The sequence below is a fragment of the Streptococcus sp. HMSC072D05 genome (genome assembly GCF_001815805.1).
GTDB lineage: Bacteria > Bacillota > Bacilli > Lactobacillales > Streptococcaceae > Streptococcus.
Genome location: NZ_KV822018.1, coordinates 107,524 through 121,976, shown reverse-complemented (window position 1 = coordinate 121,976; position 14,453 = coordinate 107,524). Strand labels below are relative to the sequence as shown.

16 protein-coding genes and 1 pseudogene are annotated in these 14,453 nt (G+C 43.2%); 14 read left to right on the top strand and 3 right to left on the bottom strand.

The window, feature by feature from the left end:
- Nucleotides 1-323 (top strand): annotated as a pseudogene (locus HMPREF3057_RS04755) (C4-dicarboxylate ABC transporter); the annotation flags it as partial.
- Between the two features lie 22 nt (nt 324-345).
- Here the strand turns inward: HMPREF3057_RS04755 and serS are convergent.
- The 3 genes from serS to HMPREF3057_RS04740 all read right to left on the bottom strand — a co-directional run bounded on the left by serS (nt 346) and on the right by HMPREF3057_RS04740 (nt 3,573).
- A complete protein-coding gene (gene serS / locus HMPREF3057_RS04750; RefSeq protein WP_070696630.1) occupies nt 346-1,620 on the bottom strand; it encodes a serine--tRNA ligase in 1,275 nt (424 codons plus the stop codon).
- A gap of 214 nt (nt 1,621-1,834) precedes the next feature.
- Complete coding sequence (locus tag HMPREF3057_RS04745; protein WP_000079379.1) at nt 1,835-2,206, bottom strand: DUF956 family protein; 372 nt, start codon at nt 2,204-2,206, stop codon at nt 1,835-1,837.
- A gap of 2 nt (nt 2,207-2,208) precedes the next feature.
- A complete protein-coding gene (locus HMPREF3057_RS04740; protein ID WP_000869633.1) occupies nt 2,209-3,573 on the bottom strand; it encodes an aspartate kinase in 1,365 nt (454 codons plus the stop codon).
- Between the two features lie 282 nt (nt 3,574-3,855).
- Here HMPREF3057_RS04740 and HMPREF3057_RS04735 point away from each other — a divergent pair, with 282 nt between their 5' ends.
- From HMPREF3057_RS04735 to HMPREF3057_RS04675, 13 genes are all read left to right on the top strand, one after another.
- Complete coding sequence (locus HMPREF3057_RS04735) at nt 3,856-4,641, top strand: enoyl-CoA hydratase (protein WP_001015588.1); 786 nt, start codon at nt 3,856-3,858, stop codon at nt 4,639-4,641.
- A gap of 90 nt (nt 4,642-4,731) precedes the next feature.
- Nucleotides 4,732-5,166, top strand: a complete 435-nt coding sequence (locus HMPREF3057_RS04730; RefSeq protein ID WP_000386334.1) for a fatty acid biosynthesis transcriptional regulator FabT — start codon at nt 4,732-4,734, stop codon at nt 5,164-5,166.
- Nucleotides 5,166-6,140: a beta-ketoacyl-ACP synthase III gene (locus HMPREF3057_RS04725; RefSeq protein WP_000852971.1), complete on the top strand. Its 975-nt coding sequence runs from the start codon at nt 5,166-5,168 to the stop codon at nt 6,138-6,140. Before HMPREF3057_RS04730 ends, HMPREF3057_RS04725 begins: the two co-directional genes overlap by 1 nt.
- Before the next feature lie 57 nt (nt 6,141-6,197).
- The gene (locus tag HMPREF3057_RS04720; protein WP_000257840.1) at nt 6,198-6,422 is read left to right on the top strand and encodes an acyl carrier protein; all 225 of its coding nucleotides are present in this window, start codon (nt 6,198-6,200) and stop codon (nt 6,420-6,422) included.
- A gap of 117 nt (nt 6,423-6,539) precedes the next feature.
- Nucleotides 6,540-7,514 carry an enoyl-[acyl-carrier-protein] reductase FabK gene (gene fabK, locus HMPREF3057_RS04715; RefSeq protein WP_000857452.1) on the top strand — a complete coding sequence of 325 codons (975 nt, stop codon included), beginning with the start codon at nt 6,540-6,542 and terminating at the stop codon, nt 7,512-7,514.
- A complete protein-coding gene (gene fabD, locus HMPREF3057_RS04710; RefSeq protein ID WP_070696627.1) occupies nt 7,507-8,427 on the top strand; it encodes an ACP S-malonyltransferase in 921 nt (306 codons plus the stop codon). Before fabK ends, fabD begins: the two co-directional genes overlap by 8 nt.
- 45 nt (nt 8,428-8,472) lie before the next feature.
- Nucleotides 8,473-9,204 carry a 3-oxoacyl-[acyl-carrier-protein] reductase gene (gene fabG / locus HMPREF3057_RS04705; RefSeq protein ID WP_001177614.1) on the top strand — a complete coding sequence of 244 codons (732 nt, stop codon included), beginning with the start codon at nt 8,473-8,475 and terminating at the stop codon, nt 9,202-9,204.
- Between the two features lie 28 nt (nt 9,205-9,232).
- Complete coding sequence (fabF, locus tag HMPREF3057_RS04700; protein ID WP_000774052.1) at nt 9,233-10,468, top strand: beta-ketoacyl-ACP synthase II; 1,236 nt, start codon at nt 9,233-9,235, stop codon at nt 10,466-10,468.
- Between the two features lie 2 nt (nt 10,469-10,470).
- Nucleotides 10,471-10,959 (top strand): acetyl-CoA carboxylase biotin carboxyl carrier protein, encoded by a 489-nt coding sequence (gene accB / locus HMPREF3057_RS04695; protein WP_001052298.1) that lies wholly within the window; start codon nt 10,471-10,473, stop codon nt 10,957-10,959.
- Entirely contained in the window at nt 10,956-11,378 is a 423-nt protein-coding gene (gene fabZ, locus HMPREF3057_RS04690) for a 3-hydroxyacyl-ACP dehydratase FabZ (protein WP_000565515.1), read from the top strand. The genes accB and fabZ overlap by 4 nt, the downstream gene beginning before the upstream one ends.
- Nucleotides 11,379-11,389: 11 nt before the next feature.
- Nucleotides 11,390-12,757, top strand: coding sequence for an acetyl-CoA carboxylase biotin carboxylase subunit (gene accC, locus HMPREF3057_RS04685; RefSeq protein WP_049519395.1), 1,368 nt, complete (start codon nt 11,390-11,392; stop codon nt 12,755-12,757).
- Between the two features lie 35 nt (nt 12,758-12,792).
- On the top strand, nt 12,793-13,659 hold the full coding sequence (gene accD / locus HMPREF3057_RS04680) for an acetyl-CoA carboxylase, carboxyltransferase subunit beta (protein ID WP_001173376.1): 867 nt from the start codon (nt 12,793-12,795) through the stop codon (nt 13,657-13,659).
- A complete protein-coding gene (locus tag HMPREF3057_RS04675; RefSeq protein ID WP_049489769.1) occupies nt 13,656-14,423 on the top strand; it encodes an acetyl-CoA carboxylase carboxyl transferase subunit alpha in 768 nt (255 codons plus the stop codon). The genes accD and HMPREF3057_RS04675 overlap by 4 nt, the downstream gene beginning before the upstream one ends.
- The last annotated feature ends 30 nt before the right edge of the window (nt 14,424-14,453 follow it).

The following is a 14,453-nucleotide window of genomic DNA, read 5'->3' as shown; positions in this document are numbered from 1 at the left end:
TTTCCCTACTCTTAGCTTCTCTAGTTCGAGTTGGAGGAGCAGGCCTACCGACTTGGCTCTTGATTGTCATGATTTTGGCATCTCAGTCCTTCTTTTTCTTTGTGTTGACTCGTCTGCCCAATATTTTAAAACAAGGCTTTCAACCAGCCTTCTCAGCCCTCACCTTCCCAACCATTATCACAGCTACCTCGCTCAAGATGGCTCAGGGAATTTTGAAACTTCCATTTCTGGATTATCTGGTATTGGCTGAAACCGTTATTTGCCTCACTATTTTATTCTTTGTCTTGGTTGGTTATCTGATTTGGTTACGAAAAAAGGTCTAGCTAGAAATAGCTAGGCCTTTTTTTATGGTTTGATAACTTCAGCTCCACCCATATATGGACGAAGAGCTTCTGGAATGGTTACAGAACCATCTGCGTTTTGGTAGTTTTCAAGAATGGCAGCCACTGTACGTCCAACTGCAAGTCCAGAACCATTCAAAGTGTGAAGGAGTTTCACCTTGCCATCTGCTTCATCACGGTAACGGATTTGGGCACGACGGGCTTGGAAATCTTCTGTATTTGAACAGCTTGAGATTTCACGATAGGTATTTTGGGCGGGAATCCAAACTTCCAAGTCATAAGTCTTGGCAGCTGAGAAGCCCATATCTCCAGTAGAGAGCGCAACGACACGGTATGGAAGGTTGAGTTTTTGAAGAATATTTTCAGCGTTTGCTGTCATTTTTTCCAATTCTTCGTATGATTCTTCTGGTTTGGCAAATTTGACCATTTCAACCTTGTGGAATTGGTGCAGACGAATCAAACCACGTGTATCACGACCAGCAGAACCAGCCTCAGAACGGAATGATGGACTCATAGCGGTAAAGTAGATTGGTAGGTCTTTACCGTCAAGGATTTCATCACGGTAGTAGTTTGTCAGAGGCACTTCAGCCGTAGGAATAAGGACATAATTAGTGTCTTTCAATTCAAAAGTATCTTCCTTGAATTTTGGATATTGACCAGTACCAAACATAGAATCATGGTTAACCATGTATGGTGTGATGACTTCAGTATAGCCCTCTTTTCCATGCTCGTCCAACATAAAGTTGTAGATAGCACGTTCCAAACGAGCCCCAAGTCCTTTATAGAAGAGGAAGCGAGCACCAGTAACTTTTGCTCCACGTTCCCAGTCAAGGATACCCAAGTCTTCACCAAGATCCCAGTGAGCTTTTGGTTCAAAGTCAAACTCGCGCGGAGTTCCCCAACGGCGAACTTCCACATTATCGTCCTCATCAGCTCCAACAGGAACGCTGTCAGCTGGGATGTTTGGAAGAGTCGTGGTAAATTCTGTCAATTTAGCATCGATTTCCCCCAATTCAGCATCCAAGGCTTTGACTTCAGCAGATAGGGTTTGCATAGCAGCAATCTTGTCATCGGCATTTTCCTTGTTGCGCTTGGCTTGGGCAATCTCAGCAGAAACAGTGTTACGTTCTGCTTTTAGAGTTTCAACCTTGACCAAGATGTCACGACGTTTAGCATCGATTTCTTTCATCTCATTTAAGATAGCAGCATCTACACCACGTGTAGCTAATTTTTCAGCAACAGCATCAAAATCTGTGCGAATACGTTTAATATCTAACATAAGTCCTCCTTTATATGAAAAAGCACACCTGACAAAGCGTTGGAGTGGCAGGGCCACGGTTCCATCCAACTTCACAGGTGTGCACTTGATTCTGTATTTAATTGTGAACAACGGTAGAATTTCACCTATCCCTCCTATCTGCTCGCAACACCCGCAGACTTTCTGAAAGAAGAGGATAACCTACTTATCCGTTGCTATGATTATACTAAAGTTTCTACTTTTTTGCAAATAGATTTTTAAGTTTTTGTCCAATGGTCTGGAGTAGAGTCGGAAGTTTCACGACCTTGTCGTTTCCTAATTTTTCCCGAGCGATTTTGAGGATAGCTCCAGAGTCTTTTGAAGCAAAGAGAAATTTTCCTTGATCAGTGAAGACTTCAAAGTGGCGGCTGATCTTGCGACCACTTACGTTGGCTCCGATTTGCTGAATGCTGGACCAGGGGATTTGGATATATTGTTCGACATTGACATCAGGATAAAACTCTAAGGCTTGATCCCCAACTAGAAATTTTCCAACTTTTCCAGAGATAGAGAGGTAAGATGTCCCAGTAGTTTGGAGGTCAATGACTTGATTGAGTGATTGGGCCATGATTAGTCTTCCTTACTTTCATCGAAAAAGGCATGATAGAGAGCCTTGATAGCGGCCTTCTCTTGCTCTTTATTGACAACAAACATGATGGAAACTTCGCTTGAACCTTGTGACATCATCTGGATGTTGATTTTATTCTCAGACAAAGCCCGTGTTGCAGTAGCAGTTACCCCGATATGGCTCTTCATCTTTTCTCCGACAATCATAATGATTGAGAGGTCATGTTCGATTTCAGCATGGTCCACCTCAGCCTTTTGAACGAGTTGACGTAGAATTTCTTCTTCTTTGATAGGAGTCAATTCGCGGGAGCGGAGGATGATTGAAAGATCGTCGATACCTGTAGGCATGTGTTCCCAACCGATGTTGAGGTCCTCAAGGATTTGCAGAACCTTGCGACCAAACCCGACTTCGCGGTTCATGAGGTATTTAGACATGTTGATGCTGACGAATCCTGAGTCACCTGCAATCCCTACTACTGGGAATTTATCACTACTGTGTTCTAAAACAATGCGTGTTCCTGGGTGGTCAGGGTTGTTGGTATTCTTGATGACAAGAGGAATTTTTCCTCGGTAGGCAGGAAGAAGGGCTTCGTCATGAAGGACTGAAAATCCAGCGTAAGCCAACTCACGCATTTCACGGTAGGTTAATTCAGGAATGGAGTGTGGTTGGTGGATAATACCAGGATGGGCAGCAAAGATACCATCTACGTCTGTAAAGTTCTCATAGAGATCAGCCTTAACACCTGCTGCAATGATAGAACCTGTGATATCTGAACCTCCACGTGAAAAAGTACAGATTTGATTTTCCTTAGTCACACCAAAGAAACCAGGGATGACAAGGACTTCGTTGCTATCAGCCAAGCCTTCAATCTTGTCATAACTAGATGGAATGATGCGTGCGTTTCCTGGTTCACTTGTGACAACAATTCCAGCTTCTCTTGGGTGAACATAGCGTGCATCAATGCCGTTTTGGTTAAAGTAGGCTGCAATCAATTTGGCATTGTTATTTTCTCCAGCCGCTAGGAAGGTATCATAGAGAAATTCATTGTCCTCTATAGGAAGAGTTGCCAAGGCCCGAATACTTTTAGAGATTTTTTCTAAAACAGCAGGTTTTAACCCAAGTTCACTAACCATAGCGGCATAACGGTCAATGATCCAGCTTTGGCTAGCACTGATGTCATTTCCAGCCACATAGTCACGATAGTATTTGATCAAGGCATCGGTTACCTTGGTATCTTCAGCATTGCGTTTTCCGGGTGCAGAAACGACTACAAAACGGCGCTCTTTATCACTTTTAACGATATTTAAAACTTTTTCTAACTGACCAGCAGAGGCAAGCGAGCTTCCGCCAAATTTTACAACCTTCATAAGGACTCCTCAAGTAAGTATTTTATACGATTATAGCAGAAAGAGGGGCATTTTTCAATGAAGAAAATAACTTCCTATTATAATAGAAGAAAACACTAACTTATTTTGAAAAGCGATAACAGTTTAAAAGTAAGGGTGTCAAATTTTACTCACACTCATAAATGATGGGTAAATAATCAGCTGAGACACTTTCCTTTAGTTTTTCCTTGCCTCTTTATCCAAAAAAAGGTATACTTTGATGATAAAACAATTTTATTACCTTACAAAATAAAAGGAGAAGCTATGAATCATATCTTATATCAGATCGTAGATGATCTGGCTATCATTACTTTGAATCGTCCCGAAGTGGCAAATGGTTTCCATATCCCAATGTGTGAGGAAATTTTAGAAGCTTTGACTCTAGCGGAGCAGGATCAAGCTGTGCAGTTCATCTTGATTAATGCGAATGGGAAGGTCTTTTCAGTTGGAGGAGACTTGGTTGAGATGAAACGCGCAGTAGACGAAGATGATATCCCTTCTTTGAATAAGATTGCAGAATTAGTCAATACAATTTCTTTTAAAATCAAGCAAATTCCTAAACCTGTTTTGATGGAGGTAGATGGAGCGGTTGCTGGTGCTGCAGCAAATATGGCAGTAGCAGTTGATTTCTGTTTAGCGACTGACAAGGCAAAATTCATTCAAGCCTTTGTCGGAGTTGGATTGGCGCCAGACGCTGGTGGGATTCATCTCTTGAGTCGTAGTATCGGGGTAACACGGGCTGCACAACTTGCCATGACAGGTGAAGCTTTGACTGCTGAAAAAGCGCTAGAATGGGGCGTGGTATACCGTGTTTGTGAAGTTGACAAATTAGAAAAAACAAGAGAACAAGTTCTGAAAAAATTAAGAAGAGGTTCAGCAAACTCATACGCAGCGATTAAAAAGTTAGTTTGGGAAAGTCAATTCAAGGATTGGCAGAATTATGCCGAATTAGAATTGAAACTACAAGAATCGTTATCTCTAACTGAAGATTTCAAAGAAGGGGTTCGAGCGCATTCTGAAAGAAGAAGACCAAAATTTACAGGAATGTGAAAAAATACTTGCACAATTTTTTGAAGTTTGTTATACTTCTTTTATCAAATGTTTTGATTGTAAAAGTTTTTTGAGGGGGAGGGAAACGATTTGGACTACCAACAAGTAAATGATTATCTAACATCTATTTTTAATAACGTCCTTGTGATTGAGGAGGTTAGCTTACGAGGTAGTCGATTCAAAGACATCTCCATCAAAGAAATGCACACGATCGATGTGATTGGGAAGTTCCCGGAGGCAACGCCAAGTAAGGTTTCCAAAGAACTGATGGTAACTCTTGGAACAGTGACGACGAGTTTGAATAACCTGGAGAGAAAAGGTTATATTGAGCGTATTCGTTCTGACCAAGACCGTCGAGTGGTCTATCTGCATTTGACAAAGAAAGGTCGTTTGGTTCACCGCCTTCATAAACGATTCCACAAGGCTATGGTCGAAAAAATCATCGATGGCATGAGCCCTGAGGAAAAAGAAGTCATGGGCAGAGGCTTAACGAAACTTTATCAATTTTTGGAGGATTTGAAATAATGGCTTTTGCAAAGATAAGCCAGGTTGCTCATTATGTTCCAGAGCAAGTGGTCACTAATCATGACTTAGCCCAAATCATGGACACAAGCGATGAGTGGATTTCAAGTCGGACAGGAATTAAACAGAGACATATTTCAAAAACAGAGTCTACAAGTGACTTGGCGACAGAAGTTGCTAAGAGCTTGCTGGCTAAAGGGAGCTTAACAGCGGATCAGATTGATTTTATCATTGTAGCGACGATTACCCCAGACTCGATGATGCCTTCCACAGCAGCTCGAGTTCAGGCAAATATCGGAGCGCACAGAGCTTTCGCCTTTGATCTGACAGCAGCTTGCAGTGGCTTTGTATTCGCTCTCTCAACTGCAGAAAAGTTTTTAAGTTCTGGACAGTTCAAAAAAGGGATTGTTATCGGGGCTGAAACCTTATCCAAGGCAGTTGATTGGTCAGATCGTTCGACAGCTGTTCTCTTTGGAGATGGAGCTGGTGGGGTTCTCTTGGAAGCGAGCGAAACACGGCACTTCCTTGTGGAAAGTCTCTATACAGATGGCTCTCGGAGCGAGTGTTTGACCTATGGTCAAACGGCTTTGGCTTCTCCTTTCTCGGATCAAGAAGCAGTTCCTGCTTTTTTGAAGATGGATGGACGAGCAGTTTTTGATTTTGCAAATCGTGATGTTGCTAGATCGATCAAAGAAACCATTGAAAATGGTCCAATCGCAGCATCGGAATTGGATTATCTATTGCTTCATCAGGCAAATATCCGCATTTTGGATAAGATGGCTAAGAAGATCGGCGTAGACCGAGACAAGCTTCCTGCCAATATGATGGAGTATGGAAATACCAGTGCAGCAAGTATCCCGATTTTGCTCTCAGAGTGTGTGGAGAATGGCATGATTCGTTTAGATGGTAGCCAGACGATTCTCCTATCGGGCTTCGGTGGAGGTTTGACATGGGGCACACTCGTTCTTACAATCTAGGTAATCATGTGGTAAACACATAGTTATAAAATTTTTATATTTTAAAGGAGTCCTATCATGGCAGTATTTGAAAAAGTACAAGAAATTATCGTTGAAGAACTTGGGAAAGACGCATCAGAAGTAACACTTGAATCTACTTTTGATGATTTGGATGCAGATTCATTGGACTTGTTCCAAGTAATCTCTGAAATCGAAGATGCTTTCGATATCCAAATCGAAGCAGAAGATAACTTGAAAACAGTTGGTGACTTGGTTGCCTACGTTGAAGAGCAAACAAAATAATTAACATATTACTAGAAGGAGTAGGGGAAACCCACTCCCTCTTGTTTAGGTAATAGTTTGAAACTCAAACGATAAACTCATCGAACTATTACGTAAGCAAGGAATGATGGAGGCACTATGAAAACACGTATTACAGAATTATTGAACATTGATTATCCTATTTTTCAAGGAGGAATGGCCTGGGTTGCGGATGGTGACTTGGCTGGTGCAGTATCAAAAGCTGGTGGTCTAGGAATCATCGGTGGTGGGAATGCACCTAAAGAGGTTGTGAAGGCTAATATCGATAAAATCAAATCACTTACGGACAAACCTTTTGGTGTCAACATCATGCTCTTGTCACCTTTTGTAGAAGACATCGTTGATCTCGTGATTGAAGAAGGGGTCAAGGTGGTGACAACTGGTGCAGGAAATCCAAGTAAATACATGACTCGTTTCCATGATGCAGGAATTACAGTTATTCCTGTTGTTCCAAGTGTTGCTTTGGCAAAACGCATGGAAAAAATTGGTGCAGATGCGGTTATTGCAGAGGGAATGGAAGCCGGTGGACATATTGGTAAATTAACGACGATGACCTTGGTTCGCCAAGTTGCTGCAGCTGTTTCAATTCCAGTTATCGCAGCTGGAGGAATTGCGGACGGTGAAGGTGTTGCTGCAGGCTTTATGCTTGGTGCTGAGGCCGTTCAAGTTGGTACGCGTTTCGTAGTAGCTAAGGAATCTAACGCCCATCCAAAATACAAGGAAAAAATCTTAAAAGCGCGTGATATCGATACGACTATTTCCGCTCAACACTTTGGACATGCTGTTCGTGCCATTAAAAATCAGTTGACACGTGACTTTGAGCAGGCTGAAAAAGATGCCTTTAAACAAGAAAATCCAGATTTAGAAATCTTTGAACAAATGGGAGCTGGTGCTCTTGCTAAAGCCGTTGTTCATGGAGATGTAGAAGGTGGATCTGTCATGGCAGGTCAGATTGCTGGTTTGGTTTCTAAAGAGGAAACTGTCGAAGAAATCCTAAAAGATCTATACTATGGTGCAGCCAAAAAAATTCAAGAAGAAGCCTCTCGTTGGGCAGGAGTTGTAAGAAATGACTAAAACAGCCTTTCTATTTGCGGGTCAAGGAGCTCAGTATCTAGGAATGGGGCGTGATCTCTATGATCGCTACCCTATCGTCAAGGAAACAATTGACCAAGCCAGTCAGGTTTTGGGCTATGACCTTCGTGACTTGATTGATAAGGAAGAAACCAAGTTAAACCAGACTCGCTATACGCAGCCAGCTATTTTAGCGACTTCGGTTGCTATTTACCGACTATTGAAAGAAAAGGGTTATCAGCCGGATATGGTGGCAGGACTGTCCCTCGGGGAATATTCTGCTCTTGTAGCAAGTGGGGCCTTGGACTTTGAGGATGCAGTTGCCTTGGTTGCTAAGCGTGGTGCTTATATGGAAGAGGCTGCACCTGCAGGCTCTGGGAAGATGGTTGCCGTTCTTAATACTCCAGTCGAAGTGATTGAGGAAGCTTGTGAAACAGCCTCTAAAGTTGGAGTAGTGACTCCAGCTAACTACAACACCCCAAGCCAAATCGTTATCGGTGGCGAGGTGGTTGCGGTTGACCGCGCAGTTGAACTCTTGCAGGAAGCAGGAGCAAAACGATTGATTCCTTTAAATGTATCGGGTCCTTTCCATACAGCCCTTCTTGAGCCAGCCAGTCAGCAACTAGCTGGAGCTCTTGAGGGAGTGAGTTTCTCTGATTTTACTTGCCCACTAGTCGGCAATACGGAAGCTGCTGTTATGGAAAAAGATCGAATCCAAGAGCTTTTGACGCGTCAGGTCAAAGAACCTGTTCGTTTTTATGAAAGTATTGCTGTGATGCAGGATGCTGGGGTAACCAACTTTATTGAAATTGGTCCTGGTAAGGTCCTATCAGGCTTTGTCAAAAAAATCGATAAAACAGCTAAGCTAGCTAACGTTGAAGACCAAGCAAGCTTGGATGCTTTGTTAGAAAACTAATGATCCCTTCTCCCACAAAATACAACAGGAAATAGGAGAGATAGAATGCAACTTACAAACAAAAATGTCTTTGTAACAGGTTCAAGCCGTGGTATCGGACTTGCCATTGCTCACAAATTTGCCCAACTAGGCGCTAATGTAGTTTTGAATAGTCGCGGAGCAATCTCAGAAGAATTGCTGGCTGAGTTTTCAAACTACGGCGTCAAAGTAGTACCGATATCAGGTGATGTTTCAGACTTTGCAGATGCCAAGCGTATGGTAGATCAAGCGATTGCGGAACTCGGTTCTGTCGATGTCTTGGTCAACAATGCTGGGATCACTCAAGATACGCTTATGCTCAAGATGACCGAAGAAGACTTTGAAAAAGTGATTAAAATCAACTTGACAGGTACCTTCAACATGACGCAAGCAGTCTTGAAACAGATGATCAAGGCACGTGAAGGTGCGATTATCAACATGTCGAGTGTGGTCGGTTTGATGGGAAATATCGGACAAGCCAACTATGCAGCTTCTAAAGCAGGCTTGATTGGTTTTACCAAGTCAGTTGCACGTGAAGTTGCCAATCGCAACGTACGCGTAAATGCTCTTGCACCAGGGATGATCGAGTCAGATATGACTGCTGTTTTGTCTGATAAGGTCAAGGAAGCGACATTGGCCCAAATCCCAATGAAACATTTCGGTCAAGCAGAACATATCGCAGATGCTACAGTGTTCCTGGCTGGACAGGATTATTTGACTGGACAAGTTCTCGCTGTTGATGGCGGACTTAGCATGTAAAAAATAAGGAAAGATATAGGTAAGACAGATGAAACTAAATCGAGTTGTAGTAACAGGTTACGGATTGACCTCTCCTATCGGAAATACTCCAGAAGAATTTTGGAACAGTTTGCAAACTGGGAAGATTGGAATTGGAGAAATCACTAAGTTTGACCACAGCGAATTTGCTGTGCACAATGCGGCAGAAGTTCAAGATTTCCCATTTGATAAATACTTTGTCAAAAAAGATACCAACCGTTTTGACAACTATTCTTTGTATGCCTTGTATGCGGCTCAAGAAGCGGTGACAAATGCAAATCTTGATGTAGAAGCAATCGATAAGGATCGCTTTGGTGTCATCGTGGCTTCTGGTATTGGGGGAATTAAAGAAATCGAAGATCAGGTTATCCGTCTTCATGAAAAAGGTCCAAAACGCGTTAAACCAATGACACTTCCAAAAGCCTTGCCAAATATGGCTTCAGGAAATGTTGCCATGCGCTTCGGAGCAAACGGTATCTGTAAATCAATCAATACAGCATGCGCCTCATCAAATGATGCCATCGGAGATGCCTTCCGTTCTATCAAGTTTGGTTTCCAAGATGTCATGTTAGTTGGTGGATCAGAATCATCTATCACTCCTTTTGCTATCGCTGGTTTCCAAGCTTTGACCGCCCTATCAACTACAGAAGATCCAACTCGAGCTTCTATCCCATTTGACAAAGATCGTAACGGATTTGTGATGGGAGAAGGTTCAGGAATGTTGGTTCTTGAAAGCCTTGAACATGCTGAAAAACGTGGGGCGACCATCTTGGCTGAAGTAGTTGGCTATGGTAATACCTGTGATGCTTACCATATGACTTCACCTCATCCAGAAGGTCAAGGTGCGATTAAGGCTATGAAGTTGGCTTTGGAAGAAGCAGAAATTTCTCCAGAGCAAGTGGCTTATGTCAATGCCCACGGAACTTCAACTCCTGCTAATGAAAAAGGAGAAAGTGGTGCGATCGTAGCTGTCCTTGGTAAAGAAGTACCTGTATCTTCAACCAAGTCCTTTACAGGACACTTGCTTGGTGCTGCAGGGGCAGTGGAAGCCATCGCTACTATTGAAGCCATGCGTCATAACTATGTACCAATGACAGCTGGAACAAGTGAGTTATCAGACTATATCGAAGCGAATGTCGTTTATGGACAAGGCTTGGAGCAAGAAATCCCTTATGCTATTTCAAACACTTTTGGTTTTGGTGGACACAATGCGGTTCTTGCTTTCAAACGTTGGGAGAATAAATAATTATGAATTTAAATGAAATCAAGGACTTGATGGCTCAATTTGACCAATCAAGTTTGAGAGAATTTTCTTATAAAAACGGAACGGACGAATTGCAGTTTAGTAAGAATGAAGCAAGAATGGCTTCTGAAGCACCAGCTCAAGTTGCTCCAGTGCCAGCTGCAGTAGCTGCAAGTCCAGTAGTTTCTGCCCCTTCAACTCCAGTAGAGAGTGCAGTGGAAGAATCTCCAGCACTGGCTGAAACGACTGTTGCTCCAGAGGGTGATGTTGTTGAAAGCCCACTTGTAGGGGTGGCTTACTTGGCTGCTGGACCAGATAAACCTGCCTTTGTCACAGTTGGAGACAGTGTTAAAAAAGGTCAGACTTTGGTGATCATCGAAGCCATGAAAGTCATGAATGAAATCCCTGCACCTAAAGATGGTGTGGTGACAGAAATTCTCGTTTCAAATGAAGAAATGGTTGAGTTCGGTAAAGGATTGGTACGTATCAAATGATCGATATTCAAGGAATCAAAGAAGCTCTACCCCATCGCTACCCCATGCTCCTAGTGGATCGTGTCTTGGAAGTGAGCGAGGATACCATTGTTGCCATTAAAAATGTGACCATCAACGAACCTTTCTTTAATGGTCATTTTCCTCAATACCCAGTCATGCCAGGTGTTCTTATCATGGAGGCCTTGGCTCAGACTGCTGGTGTCTTGGAATTGTCCAAACCTGAAAATAAAGGGAAACTGGTCTTCTATGCTGGCATGGACAAGGTTAAGTTCAAGAAGCAAGTTGTACCAGGTGATCAATTAGTCATGACGGCTACTTTTGTCAAACGTCGTGGTACGATTGCCGTGGTTGAAGCAAAGGCTGAAGTAGATGGTAAGCTTGCAGCGAGTGGTACTCTTACCTTTGCAATTGGAAACTAAGGAGGTTCTCCATGTTTCGTAAAATTTTGATTGCCAACCGTGGTGAGATTGCGGTTCGCATTATTCGAGCTGCGCGTGAATTGGGCATTGCAACTGTAGCAGTTTATTCAACTGCTGATAAAGAAGCTCTTCACACACTCCTAGCAGATGAAGCTATCTGTATCGGACCTGGTAAGGCGACTGAGTCTTATCTCAATATCAACGCTATTTTATCTGCTGCAGTCTTGACTGAAGCAGAAGCCATCCACCCAGGTTTTGGATTTCTTAGCGAAAACTCCAAATTTGCCACGATGTGTGATGAAGTAGGGATTAAGTTCATCGGCCCTTCTGGTGCTGTGATGGATACCATGGGAGATAAGATCAATGCGCGTGAGCAAATGATCAAGGCTGGGGTTCCAGTTATCCCAGGATCTGATGGTGAAGTTCACACGGCTGAAGAGGCGCTTGCAGTTGCAGAAAAAATTGGCTATCCAGTCATGCTTAAGGCATCGGCAGGTGGTGGTGGAAAAGGGATTCGTAAGGTTGAAAAGGCAGAAGACTTGGTCGCAGCCTTTGAGACAGCATCCAGTGAAGCTAAGGCCAATTTTGGAAATGGCGCTATGTATCTTGAGCGTGTGATTTATCCAGCTCGTCATATCGAAGTTCAGATTCTTGCAGATCAAGAGGGTCATGTTGTCCATCTTGGTGAACGGGATTGTTCACTCCAACGGAATAACCAAAAGGTCTTAGAAGAAAGCCCATCCATTGCGATTGGCAAAACCCTTCGTCATGAAATTGGTGCTGCAGCCGTTCGTGCAGCAGAGTCTGTAGGCTATGAAAATGCAGGGACGATTGAATTTCTTCTCGATGAAGCCAGTGGCAATTTCTACTTCATGGAAATGAATACTCGTGTGCAAGTGGAGCACCCAGTCACAGAGTTTGTTTCAGGTGTTGATATCGTGAAGGAGCAGATTCGCATTGCTGCCGGGCAACCTTTACCTTTCAAACAAGAAGATATTGTCCTACGAGGTCACGCTATCGAATGCCGGATCAATGCGGAAAATCCAGCATTTAACTTTGCTCCAAGCCCAGGTAAAATTACCAACCTCTACCTTCCAAGTGGAGGAGTTGGATTGCGTGTAGACTCTGCAGTCTATCCAGGTTATACCATTCCTCCTTACTATGATAGTATGATTGCTAAAATCATTGTTCATGGGGAGAATCGTTTTGATGCCTTAATGAAGATGCAACGGGCACTTTATGAACTTGATATTGAAGGAGTGCAAACCAATGCAGACTTCCAGTTGGATCTGATTTCAGACCACCGAGTTATCGCTGGTGACTACGATACTTCCTTCTTGATGGAAACTTTCTTGCCAAAATACCAAGAAAAAGAATAGACTTTCAAATAGTATGAGAACTAAAAGGGGGAGTTATGGCTCTATTTAGTAAAAAGGATAAGTATATTCGGATCAATCCTAACCGTTCCGTAAGGCAGAAACCACAAGCCAAGCCTGAGGTTCCGGATGAACTCTTCTCCCAGTGTCCTGGTTGTAAACACACCATTTACCAAAAGGATCTTGGGAGCGAACGAATTTGTCCCCATTGTAGCTATACTTTCCGTATTTCAGCTCAGGAACGCTTGGATTTGACGATTGATTCTGACACCTTTGTGGAGATGTTTACGGGTATTGAAACTCAAGATCCATTAAACTTTCCTGGCTACCAGAAAAAACTAGCTAGTATGCGTGAAAAGACAGGTTTGGATGAAGCAGTACTGACTGGTACAGCTAGCATCAAGGGACAAAAAGTTGCCCTTGGGATCATGGATTCAAACTTTATCATGGCTTCTATGGGAACCGTTGTGGGTGAAAAAATCACGCGCTTGTTTGAGTATGCAACGGTAGAAAACTTGCCAGTCGTTCTCTTCACAGCTTCTGGTGGAGCCCGTATGCAAGAAGGAATCATGAGCTTGATGCAGATGGCTAAGATTTCTGCGGCAGTTCAACGTCATTCCAAGGCAGGACTTTTTTACCTAACTATTTTAACCGATCCGACAACAGGTGGGGTGACCGCTTCTTTTGCTATGGAAGGGGATATTATCCTAGCTGAGCCACAGAGTTTGGTTGGTTTTGCTGGACGTCGTGTTATCGAAAATACAGTTCGTGAGACCTTACCGGATGACTTCCAAAAGGCAGAATTTCTGCTTGAACATGGATTTGTTGATGCAATTGTCAAACGGAGAGAATTGCCTGAAACAATTGCTAAATTAGTAAGATTGCATGGAGGAAGTCGCGGATGAATATTGCAAAAATAGTCAGAGAGGCACGCGAGCAGAGTCGTTTGACCGCACTTGATTTTGCCAATGGAATCTTTGACGAGTTTATCGAATTGCATGGAGATCGCTCTTTCCGCGATGATGGTGCGGTTATCGGTGGAATTGGCTGGTTAGGTGAACAAGCAGTAACTGTCGTTGGTATCCAAAAGGGGAAGAGTCTTCATGACAACCTCAAACGGAATTTCGGGCAACCTCATCCAGAAGGTTATCGTAAGGCCTTACGCTTGATGAAACAGGCAGAAAAGTTTGGTCGTCCAGTTGTGACCTTTATCAATACGGCGGGTGCTTACCCAGGTGTTGGAGCCGAGGAACGTGGACAAGGTGAAGCAATCGCCCGAAACCTGATGGAAATGAGTGATCTCAAGGTTCCAATCATCGCGATTATTATCGGTGAAGGTGGATCTGGTGGGGCCCTAGCTCTAGCCGCAGCTAACCGTGTCTGGATGTTAGAAAACTCAATCTACGCCGTACTTAGCCCGGAAGGATTTGCCTCTATCCTTTGGAAGGATGGAAGTCGTGCTATGGAAGCGGCGGAGTTGATGAAAATCACTTCACATGAACTCCTAGAAATGGGAATCGTAGACAAGGTAATCTCAGAAGCAGGGCTGTCAAGTAAAGAACTGCTAAGTTGCGTTAAAAATGAATTGCGTGCAGAACTAGATAGGTTGCAAGAACTACCACTCGACCAACTTATCGAAGAACGTTACCAACGCTTTAGAAAATACTAAGAAAATTTAAAAGCTAGAACAATTTGTTCT

Excerpts from the sequence above, each read along its gene's own strand:
- serS (WP_070696630.1), bottom strand. The coding sequence starts at position 1,620 with ATGTTAGATATTAAACGTATTCGCACAGATTTTGATGCTGTTGCTGAA.
- HMPREF3057_RS04745 (WP_000079379.1), bottom strand. The coding sequence starts at position 2,206 with ATGGCCCAATCACTCAATCAAGTCATTGACCTCCAAACTACTGGGACA.
- HMPREF3057_RS04740 (WP_000869633.1), bottom strand. The coding sequence starts at position 3,573 with ATGAAGGTTGTAAAATTTGGCGGAAGCTCGCTTGCCTCTGCTGGTCAG.
- HMPREF3057_RS04735 (WP_001015588.1), top strand. The coding sequence starts at position 3,856 with ATGAATCATATCTTATATCAGATCGTAGATGATCTGGCTATCATTACT.
- HMPREF3057_RS04725 (WP_000852971.1), top strand. The coding sequence starts at position 5,166 with ATGGCTTTTGCAAAGATAAGCCAGGTTGCTCATTATGTTCCAGAGCAA.
- HMPREF3057_RS04720 (WP_000257840.1), top strand. The coding sequence starts at position 6,198 with ATGGCAGTATTTGAAAAAGTACAAGAAATTATCGTTGAAGAACTTGGG.
- fabK (WP_000857452.1), top strand. The coding sequence starts at position 6,540 with ATGAAAACACGTATTACAGAATTATTGAACATTGATTATCCTATTTTT.
- fabD (WP_070696627.1), top strand. The coding sequence starts at position 7,507 with ATGACTAAAACAGCCTTTCTATTTGCGGGTCAAGGAGCTCAGTATCTA.
- fabG (WP_001177614.1), top strand. The coding sequence starts at position 8,473 with ATGCAACTTACAAACAAAAATGTCTTTGTAACAGGTTCAAGCCGTGGT.
- fabF (WP_000774052.1), top strand. The coding sequence starts at position 9,233 with ATGAAACTAAATCGAGTTGTAGTAACAGGTTACGGATTGACCTCTCCT.
- accB (WP_001052298.1), top strand. The coding sequence starts at position 10,471 with ATGAATTTAAATGAAATCAAGGACTTGATGGCTCAATTTGACCAATCA.
- fabZ (WP_000565515.1), top strand. The coding sequence starts at position 10,956 with ATGATCGATATTCAAGGAATCAAAGAAGCTCTACCCCATCGCTACCCC.
- accC (WP_049519395.1), top strand. The coding sequence starts at position 11,390 with ATGTTTCGTAAAATTTTGATTGCCAACCGTGGTGAGATTGCGGTTCGC.
- accD (WP_001173376.1), top strand. The coding sequence starts at position 12,793 with ATGGCTCTATTTAGTAAAAAGGATAAGTATATTCGGATCAATCCTAAC.
- HMPREF3057_RS04675 (WP_049489769.1), top strand. The coding sequence starts at position 13,656 with ATGAATATTGCAAAAATAGTCAGAGAGGCACGCGAGCAGAGTCGTTTG.